This window comes from Pseudomonas lurida, assembly GCF_013522705.1.
Classification (GTDB): Bacteria; Pseudomonadota; Gammaproteobacteria; order Pseudomonadales; family Pseudomonadaceae; genus Aquipseudomonas; species Aquipseudomonas quebecensis.
This window is the reverse complement of the sequence record NZ_JAAMRE010000013.1, coordinates 21,240-34,391: the sequence shown is the minus strand read 5'-3', so window position 1 is coordinate 34,391 and position 13,152 is coordinate 21,240. Positions and strand designations below refer to the sequence as shown.

12 protein-coding genes and 1 tRNA gene are annotated in these 13,152 nt (G+C 62.3%); 4 read left to right on the top strand and 9 right to left on the bottom strand.

Features of this window, described 5'->3' with window-relative positions:
* Window positions 1-4: 4 nt before the first annotated feature.
* From sctR to sctW, 8 genes are read right to left on the bottom strand one after another with little or no spacing between them, the layout of a single operon-like run.
* Window positions 5-658 carry a type III secretion system export apparatus subunit SctR gene (gene sctR, locus G7025_RS12825; protein WP_181079574.1) on the bottom strand — a complete coding sequence of 218 codons (654 nt, stop codon included), beginning with the start codon at window positions 656-658 and terminating at the stop codon, window positions 5-7.
* On the bottom strand, window positions 655-1,668 hold the full coding sequence (locus G7025_RS12820) for a FliM/FliN family flagellar motor switch protein (protein WP_181079573.1): 1,014 nt from the start codon (window positions 1,666-1,668) through the stop codon (window positions 655-657). Before G7025_RS12820 ends, sctR begins: the two co-directional genes overlap by 4 nt.
* Window positions 1,665-2,123, bottom strand: coding sequence for a type III secretion system HrpP C-terminal domain-containing protein (locus G7025_RS12815; RefSeq protein WP_181079572.1), 459 nt, complete (start codon window positions 2,121-2,123; stop codon window positions 1,665-1,667). The genes G7025_RS12820 and G7025_RS12815 overlap by 4 nt, the downstream gene beginning before the upstream one ends.
* The gene (gene sctO, locus G7025_RS12810) at window positions 2,120-2,548 is read right to left on the bottom strand and encodes a type III secretion system stalk subunit SctO (RefSeq protein WP_181079571.1); all 429 of its coding nucleotides are present in this window, start codon (window positions 2,546-2,548) and stop codon (window positions 2,120-2,122) included. The genes G7025_RS12815 and sctO overlap by 4 nt, the downstream gene beginning before the upstream one ends.
* Window positions 2,535-3,893 carry a FliI/YscN family ATPase gene (locus tag G7025_RS12805; RefSeq protein ID WP_181079570.1) on the bottom strand — a complete coding sequence of 453 codons (1,359 nt, stop codon included), beginning with the start codon at window positions 3,891-3,893 and terminating at the stop codon, window positions 2,535-2,537. The genes sctO and G7025_RS12805 overlap by 14 nt, the downstream gene beginning before the upstream one ends.
* Entirely contained in the window at window positions 3,890-4,789 is a 900-nt protein-coding gene (locus G7025_RS12800) for an FHA domain-containing protein (protein WP_181079657.1), read from the bottom strand. Before G7025_RS12800 ends, G7025_RS12805 begins: the two co-directional genes overlap by 4 nt.
* A gap of 34 nt (window positions 4,790-4,823) precedes the next feature.
* Complete coding sequence (sctV, locus tag G7025_RS12795; RefSeq protein WP_181079569.1) at window positions 4,824-6,917, bottom strand: type III secretion system export apparatus subunit SctV; 2,094 nt, start codon at window positions 6,915-6,917, stop codon at window positions 4,824-4,826.
* Complete coding sequence (gene sctW / locus G7025_RS12790) at window positions 6,914-7,978, bottom strand: type III secretion system gatekeeper subunit SctW (RefSeq protein ID WP_181079568.1); 1,065 nt, start codon at window positions 7,976-7,978, stop codon at window positions 6,914-6,916. Before sctW ends, sctV begins: the two co-directional genes overlap by 4 nt.
* Window positions 7,979-8,239: 261 nt before the next feature.
* On the opposite strand from sctW, the gene G7025_RS12785 reads away from it, so the two are divergent.
* From G7025_RS12785 to ggt, 4 genes are all read left to right on the top strand, one after another.
* On the top strand, window positions 8,240-8,791 hold the full coding sequence (locus tag G7025_RS12785; protein ID WP_181079567.1) for an RNA polymerase sigma factor: 552 nt from the start codon (window positions 8,240-8,242) through the stop codon (window positions 8,789-8,791).
* 224 nt (window positions 8,792-9,015) lie between these two features.
* Window positions 9,016-9,092, top strand: a tRNA-Met gene (locus G7025_RS12780).
* A 178-nt stretch (window positions 9,093-9,270) separates the two neighbouring features.
* A complete protein-coding gene (locus G7025_RS12775) occupies window positions 9,271-10,050 on the top strand; it encodes a PhzF family phenazine biosynthesis protein (protein WP_181079566.1) in 780 nt (259 codons plus the stop codon).
* A gap of 37 nt (window positions 10,051-10,087) precedes the next feature.
* Window positions 10,088-11,917 carry a gamma-glutamyltransferase gene (ggt, locus tag G7025_RS12770; protein WP_181079565.1) on the top strand — a complete coding sequence of 610 codons (1,830 nt, stop codon included), beginning with the start codon at window positions 10,088-10,090 and terminating at the stop codon, window positions 11,915-11,917.
* 38 nt (window positions 11,918-11,955) lie between these two features.
* On the opposite strand, the gene ddlA is transcribed toward ggt, so the two are convergent.
* Window positions 11,956-13,050: a D-alanine--D-alanine ligase gene (gene ddlA / locus G7025_RS12765; protein ID WP_181079564.1), complete on the bottom strand. Its 1,095-nt coding sequence runs from the start codon at window positions 13,048-13,050 to the stop codon at window positions 11,956-11,958.
* Between the last annotated feature and the right edge of the window lie 102 nt (window positions 13,051-13,152).

The window sequence follows — 13,152 nt, the reverse complement described above, 5'->3', positions numbered from 1 at the left end:
CCACTCAGAGGTAAGAAAGGAACAGGCTGTCGAGCAGCCGCGACCAGCCGGACACCAGCACGAACAGCAGCAGTTTTAGCGGCAGGGAAATGGTCATTGGCGACACCATCTGCATGCCCAGCGCCAGCAGCAGGTTGGAGACGATCAGGTCGATCACGATGAAGGGGATATAGATCAGAAAACCGATCTCGAACCCCGCCTGCAGTTGCGACAGCACGAACGCCGGCACCAGCAGGATCAGGTCTTCACGCTGCACCTCCTGCGCCATTTGCGCAGGCCACAGCCGCGTGGTGTTTTCCAGCAGATGGGTCAACACATCCGGGTCCACGTTGCGCAACATGAAGGCACGCAATGGCTGGATAGCTTCACTCCCGGTCTGCAAAAACAGTTGCACACTGCTCGTGTCCACGGGTGAAGCCTTGACGTTCTCCGCGATCGCGTACCCCACCGGCGCCATGATAAACAGAGTAGCCGCCAGGGCGATGCCATTGATGGCCATGCTCGGCGGTACCTGCTGCACGCCGATGGCGTTGCGGGTAATCATCAGCACAATGACAATCTTCAAAAACGATGTGCAAATCACCAACAGCATGGGCAGCAACGCCAATGCCCCGACGAACATCGCCAGAACCAGGGGGTTGACCCCTTCAAATGTCATCGGCCGACCATCACGCGGGACAACTGCAAGCCCAGGCGCCCGTCGACTTCCACCAACTGTCCCTGGCCGATGGTGCGGTCGCCGTAATAGAGACCCGCCATGCCAGGCGCATAACCGGCGATACCCAGTACCGAGCCGGGTGCGAGATTCCGCAGCTCACCCAGTGTCAGGTTCAACGTGCCGCAGCGCACGTTCAACGTCATGCTCAACTCGTCGAACGGCTCGTGGCCGAACACATCCACCACGGGTTCATCTTCTCCATAGTTCGAATAATCGGGCGCCGCAAAATGTTCATCCATGGATGTGTCCTCGATAGAAGTAAGGGTCAGGCACAAAGCCCCGCCGGCATCGTCGATGCAGCCATGCAGCCGCTGTTTGCCAACCTGCAGGTAGCCGCTGCCCTGGGCTTGGAAAAAAGTCTGCTCAGGCACCAGCACGTCACCGGTACGCAGGCCGCGCACCTGGGCGATCAGTAGGTGCAAACGCCCAAGGGTCACGGCAATTGCCAGCTGCAATTGCGCCGGCAACGGCTCGGCCACGGCACGCCACGCGCCGGCCTCGCACAACGCCAGGAAGCTGTCAGGCGTCAGCCACACGTAGCTGTCGACCCGAGACGTGCCCAGGGACACGCAGAGCCGGCAACCAAACCCTTCAGGGCGATCGGTTTCCAGCAAACGCACAGGGCCCAGTAACGCGCTCACCTGAGGGCTCAGGTGATGCTGGAACACTGCCCAGAACCATGAATCCGGATCGTTGCCGGACGGAGCCAATGTCACTGGACAATCGCCCAGCAGACTGAGCACCGGCCCTGCCTGGGCGAGCGCCAGCACGCCACACGCGGTTTCGAAGCAAACGGCCTCGGCCCGTGTGGGCGCGCGTCCGGGCTCCAACCGCAGCTCGCCGTTCTGGTCAGCAACCTGAAACGCCAGGCGCAGTCCGCGCCCCAAACGCCGGCGCGCGGCAACCGTGTCGCCCTTGATCAAGGGCAAGGTCAATGTCGGGACCATCATGCGCCGCCGGCAGCAGGCAGCAGCAGATTGACCGGCAGACCCAGCACGTGTGAAAACCGGTCTTCACAGTGTTGTCGCACACCGCTGAGCCAGCGTGCCGTCGCGCCCTGTTCCGCTTCCAGCTCAACGCTCCAGGCGCTCTGTTCACGGTGCACGCGGGCGTTGATCCGGCCCAGGCGAGGTAAATACAACACTGCCTGCAGGGGCCATTGGGAAGCGGCCTGTATGCGAGGCGCCAATTGTTCGGCGAGGGCCTCAACCATGCCCGCCGCAGCCGATGCCTTGATGCCCGATAAGGACGCCCCAGAACCACTGTGTTCATCGCTATCGGCAAACAGTTGAGCGAACAGTTGCCCTTGCTCCCAAGCCACAGCGCCCACAGCGCCCGGCTCACGCTCCTCGCGCGCGTGAAGCGGACGTGGGCGCTCAAGGGGTTTATTCGAAACCTCGCTCATGTCGACTCCTGAGCCAGAAGGCGGGACAACTCCTGGAGTTTTTCCACTTGACGCAGACACTCGGTGACGTGCTTCTGGGCCTGCCCAACGCGGCTTTCCCTGTCGTCCTGCTGGCCTTGCAATTGCGCCAGCTGGCCTTGGTTGCGCCGGGTACTGGCGGATAAGGAGCGCTCCTGCGCGCCCCAGGACTTCAAATCCTGCAGGCTCAGCATTCGCCCCTGGTGCTGACTGAGCAGTTGAGCACTTTGCCGGGTCTCTTCCAGTCGAGTCTGCTCAAGTGCTTCCTCGGCCTGTTGGATATGTGCGAGCAGCGCCTGCCGGGCACGCTTGGCCTCGCGTAACGCCCGCTCGGCCCGGTCGGCCCGATGCCGGCGCAGGCGCCGCAATGTATCCACCTCACCGAGCAGCACATCAGAATGGGACATGGGTGGTCAGCTCCTTGAGTTGCTCCAGCGTGTGCGCCATCGGCGTCGGCTCACGCAGGTCCTGGCGCAGGAAACCGTCGACCGCCTGGCGACTGTCCACCGCCAGGTCAGTGAGAGGGTCGCTGCCGGGTTGGTACTCGCCCAGCTTGAGCATCAGTTCGATCTGTTGGTACGCCGACAACAAACGACGCAAGCCGGTGCCGGCCTGGATATCTTCAGGTGCCGCGACGTTGCTCAAAATCCGCGACAGGCTCGCCAGCACATCCACCGCCGGATAGTGCCCGCGTTCGGCCAATTTGCGGGACAGCACGATATGGCCGTCGAGCAGTGAGCGCACTTCATCGGCCACCGGATCGTTCATGGAGTCCTGTTCAATCAGTACCGTGTAGATCGCCGTGATCACGCCATCGCGCGTCAACCCGGCACGCTCCACCAGGCGCGGCAGCAGGCTGTAAACCGACGGTGGCAGGCCTCCGCGCCCCAGAGGTTCGCCGGCGGCCAGGCCGATTTCGCGCTGGGCCCTGGCGAAACGGGTCAGTGAGTCGATCAGCAGCAAGACCCGCCGCCCCTCGCGCCGAAACCCTTCAGCCAGAGCCGTGGCGGTGAACGCCGCGCGGGCGCGTTCCATGCTGGAGCGGTCGGAGGTGGCACACACCAGCACCGCCTTGGCGCGCAGTTGCTCATCGAGTTCATGGTCGAGGAACTCCCGCAGTTCCCGACCCCGCTCACCAATCAGGCCGAACACGATGACATCGCACTCGACGTTGCGCGCAATCTCGGCCAACAACGTGGTCTTGCCGCAGCCGGCACCGGCAAACAGCCCGACGCGCTGCCCTTCGCCGAGGGTCAAAAGGCCGTCGATCGAACGCACGCCGGTGGCCAGTGCGCGATTGATCCGCGGCCGCTCGGTGGGCAGCGGTGCCTCACACAACACGGAGTGGGCGTCCGATGCGCCAGCTTCGGCAAATGCACTGGCGCCCTCGCCGCTGATCGGTCGCCCGAAACCATCCAGCACCTGGCCCAGCAATGCCTGGCTGACCTGCACGCGATGCGAGATGCCCAGGCGCTCTACGCCCGCGCCGACTTGCACGCCTTCGAGGTTGCCCAGGGCACTGAGCACCGCATCCTGATTATCGAAGCCGATGATCTCGGCGAGCATGTAATTGCCGGGGTGCTTTTCCACCTGGCACAGATCACCGATACGCGCCTGGGGCAGCCGACATTGCAGCAGCATACCGTTGACGCGCTGGATTCGACCGCGCATGGTCACTGGCGAAAAATTGGCCAGTGACTGGATCTGCCGCTGCTGCCACGCGTCCAGGCGCGCCTGTAATTGCGTACTCACCAGCGCACCTCATAACGCTGCGCGCCATCGAAGACCACCTTGCTGTTGTCGATCAGTACCAGGCGCAGCCCATCCACTTCGTCGCCTACAAAGAGTCGGTTGCCCTCCTCCAGCACCACGTGACCGTTGGGCCCTCCTACGATCTGCACAATCCTGAACGGCAGTTGCTCATCGCGCGCTCGCACGCGGCTGATCACCGGCACCGCGCTATCGAACTGCTCACCAAAACGGCTGAGCATGCGCGCCACCAGTTCCACTTCTTCCTGGGAAACGTCGCCGCCGAGTGCGACCTGGCCATTGATCAGTTGCAGGCTGACGCGCTGGCTCAATTCACGCTCGCTGAGCATCTTCAACAACTGCTGGCGGACGTCAAACGGCGAATCGAGTTTGTGTTTCTGGGTCACCGGCGGCATCAAGGAAGCCTGAGCCTCAGGCTCCCCTGTAGAAATCATGCCCACCACCACGATCATGGCCGTGACCGCCAGCACCAGACTGAGCAGGCGCTTTTGCTGCGATGGCGGGATCGATGATAGTTTAAAGCCCGGTGCGGGGTCATCGGCCGGTGACTGCGAGGGTGGCTCGGGCGTGGCGGCCTGGGGCCAGGGCTGGTCGGCCAAGGTGACGCACAACTGCGCCTCCCCCACCCAGAACGGTACGTTCAGCGCCAGGCTTGCGATCTGTGCCAGCATCCGACCGCCGGCGTCCCGCAGCAGCCCCGCCTGCGCCTGCACCGACCAGTTAGCCTTGATAAAACGAAGGTGCGCATGTTGCTCAGCGATCCCCGTACCGTGGAGTACCAGGTCGGCATCGGCGTGGGCACCGATGCTCCACTGCTCACCGAACAATGGCAACGCAGCGCCCTGACTCGGTCCGTCAAGCACCCGTAGCTCAAACATCATAGGGCCCTCCGCACCGGCCGTGGCCAAGTCGTCATGCCGCCGCACCACGCATCAGCTCGTCCTGGCCCAGGTCAATGCGCCCCAGCACTTTGACCTTGGACGAGCTGCCCAACTCGGCAAACGACAACACGGCTATATGGTTGAACTCTTCCACCAGCAAAGTACGCAAGGGGCTGCGCAAATCCTGCGCCACCAACAGCACGCTTTTGCTCTTGGCCCTCAAGGTAAAGGCCTGGTTGAGCAGGTTGATCAAGGCTGCGCTGTGTTCATCCTCCAGCGCGAAGAACACCCCGGTCTGTGTCTGGCGCAGGGCTTCACGCAGGATGTTTTCGCTGTGCGGCGACAGCAACCAGGCATGCAGGCCATCGTCTTCGCTGTGCTGGTGGTATATCTGCGCCTTGAGGGCAATGCGCGCGTAGTCGGCCAAGGCCTCCGGTTCCCGCTCGTGCTGGCCGTATTCGATCAGCGACTCGACGATCAGCCGCACAGCCCGCAGCGGCACCCCCTCACTGGCCAGGCGCTGCAGCACCGCCGAAAAGCGTGACAGCGGCATGATGCGTTGCAGTTCCTGCACCAACTCCGGCTGGTTGTGCTCCAGCCAACCGAGGATCGCCTTGCTCTCCTGGATGCCCAGGAACTGCGGCCCGCTGAGCATCATGGCCTGCTTCATGCGGTCGATGATCAACGCCGTGGCGGTGAAGCGCTCCAGCTGCGGATCATCGAGCAACGGGTCATCCGGCGCCAGCCAGAGCCAATTCTGCTCGTCACGCTCCACCAACCCCGGTATGCCACGCCCAGGCTCGACTGTCAGCGCACTGCGCTCAACCGCCAGATGGCTGACCACCGACGCTTTGACCATCGGCACTTCGTGCACACAGAAACGCATTTCATCGGCGGCCAGCGAATCATCCAGCTCGACTTCGAATGGCGGCAGCGTCAGGCCGATATTGGCGACCAATGCGTTACGCGACTGGCGAATCCCGTGAATGAGCTCCGCCACCTGGGGCGTACCGCGCAAGGACGAAGGGAACTGCAGCAGATAAGGACGCGAAGGATCGAACCCGCGCAAATCCTCGCTGCCGTTCTCCTCGGGGCGAACGGCGTCGGTGGCCTGAGCGGCGGGTTCCGCTTGCCGTCGACGCTGACGCAACAGGTAAAACCCCAAGGCGCCGGAGATCAGCGAGATCAGCATGAAGACTCCGGTCGGCATGCCCGGCACCGCGGCGAATGCGAGCATGCCCACCGACGCGATCACCCAACTCTTGGGTTCGCTGGTCATCTGCCGGGCGATTTCGGCGCCCATGTTGGTCACGCCCCTGCGCCCATCCGGCGCCACGCGGGTGATGATCATGCCGGCCGTCAGCGAAATCAGCAGCGCCGGAATCTGTGCAATCAGGCCATCACCGATGGTCAATACCGAATACAACGCCATGGAATCGGCGGCACTCAAACCGTGCTGGAACATCCCCGTGGAAAAGCCTCCCAGCAAGTTGACCACCACGATGATCAGACCGGCTATGGCATCGCCCTTGACGAACTTCATGGCGCCGTCCATGGCCCCGAACAACTGACTCTCGCGGGACAGTTGCTCGCGCTTGTCGCGCGCTTGCGCGCCGTCAATCAGGCCGGCACGCAGGTCGCTGTCGATGGACATCTGCTTGCCCGGCATCGCATCGAGGCTGAAGCGCGCGGCGACTTCGGCGACCCGCTCGGAGCCCTTGGTGATGACCAGGAAGTTGACCAGGGTCAGGATCAGGAAAATCACCATCCCCACCGCCAGGTTGCCCCCCACCACAAAATTGCCGAAGGCCTCGACGATATCCCCCGCGTCCTGTTCCAGCAGAATCAGGCGCGTCGTCGCGATCGACAGTGCCAGCCGGAACATGGTCGTCAACAGCAGGATTGAAGGAAACGAGGAAAACGCCAGGGGCCCCGGCAGGTAAAGCGCCAGCACGATAAGCAGGCATGAGATGCAGATATTGAGTGCAATCAGGATGTCCACCAGCCAGGTGGGCAGTGGCACGATAAAAATAAACACGATGGCCATGACCACCACCGCGCCCAGCACTTCGGCGCGCTGTGCCACTTTGAGCAATACACGGTTGATGGCCGACAGTGCGGTCACGCCGTGCCCCTCGGCTCACTGATAAACCGTGCGGCTGGGCGTGTCGTGCGGTGCAACTCATCCAGCACCACCAGCAATACATGCAAGGCCTCCTGCCGTGCTCGGCTGTCGGGCCACACCGCCAGGGGCAGTTGTTGGAACAACGGATAAAGCGCGTTGAGGCACACCAATTGCTGCTGGGTCGGGCCACCGCCCAGCTCACTCGCCAGGCGCAAGGCCTCGGCGGATGCAATGCCGCCGCCGGCGTAACCCAACAGACGCTGGAGCAAGTCGACGGCGTCGTACTCGACGCACAGGCGTTGGATCATCCCACGGCAGCCGGCCAGCACTGCGCTCAGTTGCCCGCAGCTTTGTAGCCCCAGCAGCAAGGTGCGCAACGCGGCAGTAGGCACCGATGAGACCTGCGCGGCAACATCGTCGGCCAGCGCTTTGCGCATCACCTTGATGCCTTCGTGGAACCGCTCAGCACCGTATACACCCAACAGGGCTTGCATCATCGTTGCCAAGGATTGGCGCCTGACCACACTGGCGTAATACAGAGCACGCAGCGCCTGGCGCTCCTGCGGATCGACACCCGTCGCCTGCAGCGCCGAGGCGATGTTCAGACCGGCCTGAATCTCACCACTGAAACGAACCTCCAGCCTGGCAATGGCATCGCGCGCCAGTGCAGCCTCAGCCGCACGCACTTCGGCATCCGCCTGGGCCGCCACGTATTTGAGCACCACAAAAGCCCGCGCCGGGTCTTGCCCGGTGAGTTCCAACAGTGTTTCAACGGTGGGGTTGTGCAGCAGCTGCATCCTGATCCGACGCGAAATGGATGCCATGGTCGCCTGGGCCGGATGACCCAGCTGATCATAGAGCTGCGCAAGCTGCTCGGCGGGGGGCACACGCACACCCACTTTCCGTTCGGCCAGGGTCCGAAACTGATTACCCACTTCCTGGCTGAACAGCTCAGCCAGCTCGTCAACGCCTTTGCCGGGCACCGGTACCGACGCCGGGGTGACCGCCGGCAGATCCAGGCGTGGGTTCACTTGAATATCGTTATTGGCTTCAATCTTCATGGCAGGCCAGCACAGCAAGAATGTTTCCCTGTGTGGCAAGACCCGCCGCTACGGTTCCATCCAATTCCAGTGTGCGCGCCAATTGAAAAGACTTGCACAGACGCCCCTGCACAGCGTGCCAGCGGTTGCGCAAAATCGACTCAATTCAAGATATTTATCTATATTAATCAACTAGTTATATATATTTTTTTGCTTGGCACAGGCAGTGCTTAGTGGGTCTGGTCGACACGTTTCGACTGCGTCTACCCAAAGGAAAAAAACATGAATATCCCTATTGAAGCTTTAGCGCACCTCGTTGGCAGCTCGCCTCAATTCATGCATCACCTGACAGACGACGAGCAAAAAAAACTCCGGCGCTTCATCCACAAGCGCGTACTCAACCCCGAAGATGCGGACGATCTGCTGCAATTGACCTACCTGGAAGCCTGGCGCAACCGTGAGCGCTACAGCGGCATAGCCACGCTCAGCACCTGGATGTGCGGCATCGCGCAGAACCTGATACGCAATCACTTCAGGCGCATGTACGCCAAGCCGGCGCACTGCGAATTCGACGAGTCGCTTTCCCACGGCCAGGATGAAAGCAACAACCTGGACTGGGAGTTCGAGGTCAATCGCCGCCTGGAAAAGACCCTGAACGCCATCGATCATTTGCCCACGGAAATGCGTAAGACACTTTACGCCTCGCTGGAAACCGACGGCAGCTATCAGGACACGGCTGACGCGCTGGACATACCCATCGGCACCGTTCGCTCCCGCCTTTCACGGGCACGTGAACAGCTCAAACGCGTGACTCACACTTCGCAACATCCGTAGCCGAGACTCAACGTTGGGCGGCAGGGATATCGCCCAATCGAAGCCTTCGTGTACCGCCTGCCAACCGCGCAAGCTCGACAGCCCCTCTACTGCCGAAAGCCTCCATCCACCTCGCCACTCGTCGCCGAAGCGCGCTGTTTTCGTTAAACAGTTGAAAGCGTAGGTAAAAATTCAAAATAAACGCTTGACGCTTTGGCGTTCTGCGCGAATAATGCGCGCCACTTGGCTACATAGCTCAGTTGGTTAGAGCATAGCATTCATAATGCTGGGGTCCGGGGTTCAAGTCCCTGTGTAGCCACCAAGTACTGAAAAACGGCTTACCGAAAGGTAGGCCGTTTTTTTATGCCCGCCGAAAAGCATGTCCGCCGTGCCCCACGCGGCCGTTGTACATGCGCGTAAAAAAACTCTCCAACTGTATTTTGACGCTCCCTCGACCCACTGTTAGTGTCCAGCCTCCCCCACACACGGAGTGCCCCACGGTGAAATTGGACATCTACCAAGTCGACGCCTTCAGCGAACAGCCTTTCGGCGGCAACCCGGCTGCGGTCTGCCCACTCACCGAGTGGTTGCCGGACGAGCGGCTGCAGGCAATAGCCGCCGAGAACAATCTCTCCGAAACCGCTTACTTCGTACGCCGGGGCGAAGGTTATGAGTTGCGCTGGTTTACCCCTGAAGTCGAAGTGGACCTGTGTGGCCATGCCACGCTCGCGGCGGCGTGGGTGTTGATTCACAAGCTGGCGGACAGGGCCGACGTGCTGCGCTTTGCCACCCGCAGCGGCGAGCTTCGCGTGACACGCAACGGTGATGAGCTGGCGATGGATTTCCCGGCCAAAACGCCACAACCGTGCGAGCCGCCCGCCGGAATGTTCGCCGCGCTGGGCATTGAACATGCCGACGTGTTCAGCACCGACGACTTCATTGTGCTGCTGCAGGATGAAGCCCAGGTGGCGGCGCTGACCCCGGACTTTGCACGGCTCAAGGGCCTGCCCAAGCGCGGAATTGCCGTGACCACGCGCGGTACGCGGTTTGACATTGTGTCGCGCTGGTTCGGACCGAATGTCGGGGTCAATGAAGACCCGGTCACCGGTTCGGCGCACACCTCGTTGGCGCCGTTCTGGGCCGAGCGCCTGGGCAAAACCCACTTGACTGCGGAGCAAGGCGGCGCACGTAAAGGCCAGCTGCACTGCGAACTCAAGGGCGACCGCGTGATTATTTCCGGCAAGGCTGCGCTGTATATGCAAGGCACGATTTACCTGTAGAACAGCCTTGGCCAAAGGACAACGATTACTGCTTACCATGAACGGAGTTCAGCGCGTGTTTTCGATTTCTCGCCGTCAACTGACGGTCATCGCCGCGACCCTGGCGTTGGCAGCCTGCCATAGCTCGGTTAACGAACAGCCTCCGGCTCCGGAGCTGGGCTCGGGCTATCGCACCGGCCTTACCCCCCGTCACGCCGAGCGCCACATGGCCGCCGCCGCCAACCCGCTGGCCGCGCAAGCCGGGCGCGACATGTTGCGCCAGGGCGGCTCGGCGATTGACGCCGCGATTGCAATGCAGGCGGTGTTGACCCTGGTGGAGCCGCAGTCATCGGGGATCGGTGGCGGTGCATTCATCCTGCTGTGGGATGGCGAAAAGGTGCACGCGTACGACGGCCGCGAAACCGCACCGGCCGGGGCCTCAGAGCACCTGTTCCTCAGCGCCGACGGCAAGCCGATGGCGTTTCCCGAAGCACAGATCGGCGGCCGCTCGGTCGGTACGCCAGGGGTACTGCGTGCGCTGGAAATGGCGCATAAAAAGACCGGTCATCTGCAGTGGGCCAAATTGTTCGAGCCGGCGATCCGTCTGGCGGAACAAGGCTTCGCGATTTCCCCGCGCTTGCACAGCCTGATTGCCGCCGACCCGTATATCGCCCAATCGCCGGACATGGCGGCGTATTTCCTGAATGCCGACGGCACGCCTAAAGCCACCGGCACCCTGTTGAAGAACCCGGCGCTGGCTCACGTGTTCAAGCGCATCGCCAAGGAAGGGCCGGACGCGCTCTACACCGGGCCGATTGCCGACGAAATCGTGCGCAAGGTCCAGGGCCATCGCAATGCCGGGAGCCTGTCCCAGGCCGACCTGCAAGGCTACGCCGCCAAGGAGCGCGCGCCGCTGTGCAGCGATTACAAACAATGGACAGTCTGCGGCATGCCCCCGCCATCCTCCGGTGGGATTGCCGTGGCACAGATCCTGGGCACGCTGCAGGCGCTGGAAGCCCGCGATCCGCGCCTGGCCATCGCGCCGATGACACCGCTCAAAAGCCCATCGCCCGCCGGGTTGGAACCGACGCCCGAGGCCGTGCACCTGCTCGCCGAGGCCGGGCGCCTGGCATTTGCCGATCGCGCGCTGTATGTGGCCGACGCCGATTTCACACCGGTTCCGGTCGCAGGCCTGATCGCACCGGACTACCTGGCCCGGCGCGCCACCTTGATCGGTGAACGCAGCATGGGCGTGGCCAAGCCCGGTCAACCGGCTGGCCTGCAGGTGGCCTACGCACCGGATCGTTCGCCGCTGCGCATCTCCACCTCGCAGGTGGTGGCGGTGGATGACCTGGGCGGCGCGGTGTCGATGACCACCACGGTGGAAGCCGCGTTTGGCTCCCACCTGATGGTCCAGGGCTTTTTGCTCAACAACCAGATGACCGACTTTTCGTTCATCCCCGAAGAAAATGGCCAGCCCGTCGCCAACCGCGTGCAACCCGGCAAACGGCCACGTTCGGCCATGGCACCGACATTGGTATTCGACCGCCGCAGCGGTGAGCTGCTGGCCACCGTGGGCTCTCCGGGAGGCTCGCAAATCATCGAATACGTGAGCAAGTCGCTGGTGGCCCTGCTCGACTGGAAACTCGATCCGCAGGCGGCGATCAACCTGCCTAACTTCGGCAGTCGCAATGGCGCAACCGAGCTGGAGGCGGGCCTGGTCAGCCCGGCGCTCAAACAGGCGCTGAAAGACAAGGGCCACACGCTGAGCGAGATCGAGATGACCAGCGGCGTACAGGCCATCGTCCGCACGCGGGACGCGCAAGGCAAGGTATCGCTGAACGGCGGCGCCGACCCTCGGCGCGAAAGCGAAGCGCTGGGTGACTGACTGGAAGGGGGCAAGCCCGTTCACCACAACACGCTCACTCAGCGGCTGATCTTCAGCCCCTTGCGCGCCGCGTGCCGCTCCATCGCCAGTTCGATCAGGCGGGTGACCAGCTCGCTGTAGCTCATCCCCGCGGCCTGCCATAGCTTGGGGTACATGCTGATGCGGGTGAAGCCGGGCAGCGAGTTGATTTCGTTGATCAATACCTCGCCATTGTCAGTGAGGAACACATCGACACGCGCCAGCCCGGAGCAGCCCAACACTTCAAACGCCTGCACTGCCAGGTGGCGAATGCGTTCGCTGGCGTCATGACTGATCGCGGCCGGCACCACCACCTGGGCAGCCTGGTCGTCGATGTATTTGCTGTCGTAGGAATAGAACCCGCTGCTCACCACGATCTCGCCGCAACCGCTGGCGATGGGGTTGTCGTTGCCCAATACCGCACATTCGATTTCACGACCCTGAACAGCAGACTCCACCAGCACCTTCTCATCGAACCCCAACGCCAGTTCAACGGCGGCACGGTACTCGGCTTCGCTGCCGACTTTGCTCACGCCCACTGAAGATCCCTGGTTGGCCGGTTTGACGAACAGCGGCAGGCCCAGCGTATTCGCCGCCTTCTCAAACGAAGTGCGGGCCGCATTGCCACGGGTGAGCGTCAAAAACGGAGTGACGGCGATACCGGCGTCACGCAGCAGGCGCTTGCTGATGTCCTTGTCCATGCAAATCGCCGAGCCCAGCACGTCGGAACCGACAAACGGCAGGTCGGCCATGCGCAGCAAGCCTTGCAGGCACCCGTCTTCCCCAAGGGTGCCGTGGACGATGGGAAAGATCACGTCGATATGTTCCAGCACGCCTTGGCCGGAAGTCTCCACGACCTGGCGATTGGCTTTGCCCGGCACGACCGCCAGTTCGCGATTGGATTGGTTGAGGGCGATCAAGGCTGGGTTTTCCTGATTAAGCAGGAAGTTGGAGGTGTCGTTGAGGTGCCAGTGACCGGCCTTGTCGATGCCAATCAGGATCGGTTCGAAGCGCGTACGGTCGAGGGCATCGACGATGTTGCGCGCCGACTGCAACGACACTTCATGCTCAGCCGAACGGCCACCGAAAATAATACCTACCCGCACCTTGCCCATGACTCGACCTCATTGTTGAACGTAGGGCTTCTTACCATGGGCGGTCAGCGCTTGCCAAACGCGCGGGTAGCCAGCGGCTGCACGATCGTACAAGACCCCGCA

Coding starts and splice junctions, on each gene's coding strand:
- ddlA (WP_181079564.1), bottom strand. CDS start 13,050: ATGGGCAAGGTGCGGGTAGGTATTATTTTCGGTGGCCGTTCGGCTGAG.
- G7025_RS12820 (WP_181079573.1), bottom strand. CDS start 1,668: ATGATGGTCCCGACATTGACCTTGCCCTTGATCAAGGGCGACACGGTT.
- sctO (WP_181079571.1), bottom strand. CDS start 2,548: ATGTCCCATTCTGATGTGCTGCTCGGTGAGGTGGATACATTGCGGCGC.
- G7025_RS12815 (WP_181079572.1), bottom strand. CDS start 2,123: ATGAGCGAGGTTTCGAATAAACCCCTTGAGCGCCCACGTCCGCTTCAC.
- G7025_RS12800 (WP_181079657.1), bottom strand. CDS start 4,789: ATGTTTGAGCTACGGGTGCTTGACGGACCGAGTCAGGGCGCTGCGTTG.
- G7025_RS12785 (WP_181079567.1), top strand. CDS start 8,240: ATGAATATCCCTATTGAAGCTTTAGCGCACCTCGTTGGCAGCTCGCCT.
- sctR (WP_181079574.1), bottom strand. CDS start 658: ATGACATTTGAAGGGGTCAACCCCCTGGTTCTGGCGATGTTCGTCGGG.
- ggt (WP_181079565.1), top strand. CDS start 10,088: ATGAACGGAGTTCAGCGCGTGTTTTCGATTTCTCGCCGTCAACTGACG.
- sctW (WP_181079568.1), bottom strand. CDS start 7,978: ATGAAGATTGAAGCCAATAACGATATTCAAGTGAACCCACGCCTGGAT.